The organism is Moorena sp. SIO4A1 (assembly GCF_010672065.1).
Classification (GTDB): Bacteria; Cyanobacteriota; Cyanobacteriia; order Cyanobacteriales; family Coleofasciculaceae; genus Moorena.
Window position 1 is genome coordinate 1 of the sequence record NZ_JAAHHX010000975.1, and the last position, 1,122, is coordinate 1,122.

Annotated in this window: 1 protein-coding gene; it reads right to left on the minus strand. The window is 46.4% G+C overall.

Annotated elements, in window-relative coordinates:
• Positions 1-8: 8 nt before the first annotated feature.
• A complete protein-coding gene (recA, locus tag F6K53_RS44560) occupies positions 9-1,094 on the minus strand; it encodes a recombinase RecA (RefSeq protein WP_075900675.1) in 1,086 nt (361 codons plus the stop codon).
• Positions 1,095-1,122 lie beyond the last annotated feature (28 nt).

Below are 1,122 nucleotides of genomic sequence, written 5' to 3' on the forward strand. Positions count from 1 at the left end.
CTAATAAATTAAGCCTCCTCATCTCCTGCTTCGATGCTATCCCCGTCCTTGCTATCCATAGGAGCCACTGAGTTAGCTGAAACTACTGCTCCCATGTCGAGGGCCTGACGTACTTGCTGCTCAATATTCTCAGCAAACTCGGGATGTTCAACTAAATACTTAACTGTATTATCCCGACCTTGAGCAATATTGTCTCCATTGTGGCTATACCAGGCTCCCTTGCGCAGAATGACTTTGGTTTGTTCTGCTAAATCCACCAGACACCCTAAGCGGGAAATCCCTTGGCCAAAAATAATGTCAAACTCTGCGATGCGGAAAGGAGGGGCAACTTTATTTTTGGCAACTTTAACTTTAGCACGAATCCCATATTCCCCCTCGTTAGATTTTTTCAGGGTTTGAATGCGACGAATATCCAGGCGAACTGAAGCATAGAACTTAAGTGCATTACCACCCGTAGTCACCTCTGGGCTACCATAGGTGATGCCGATTTTTTGTCGTAGCTGATTGAGGAAAATAACAGTACACCCAGACTTACCAATGTTACCAGCAATTTTTCGCAGCGCTTTACTCATCAACCGCGCCTGTAACCCAACTTGGTTGTCACCCATTTCCCCTTCAATTTCTGCACGGGGTACCAAAGCAGCTACGGAGTCAATCACAACGATATCCACTGCCGCAGAACGAACCAGTTGATCCACAATTTCTAGGGCTGATTCCCCTGTGTCAGGTTGAGATACTAAAAGGTTTTCGATGTCAACCCCCAAAGCGGCTGAGTAGGTGGGATCAAGAGCATGTTCTGCATCAACAAACGCTGCAACTCCCCCAGATTTTTGGACTTCTGAGACAGCGTGCAACGCTAGGGTTGTCTTACCAGAGCTTTCTGGACCATAAATTTCAATAATGCGACCTTTTGGCAGACCACCCCCCAAGGCTAAATCTAGGGTAATTGCCCCACTCCGAATTGTTTCCACTTTCATGCGGGTGGCATCACCCAAGCGCATGATGGCACCTTTACCAAAACTACGCTCAATTTGTTTTAGTACCAGGTTCAGAGCTTTTTCTTTTTCGGGACTGTTTGTGATTGGGGTAGCCATGGATGCCTCAAAAAATTTACTGTATCGG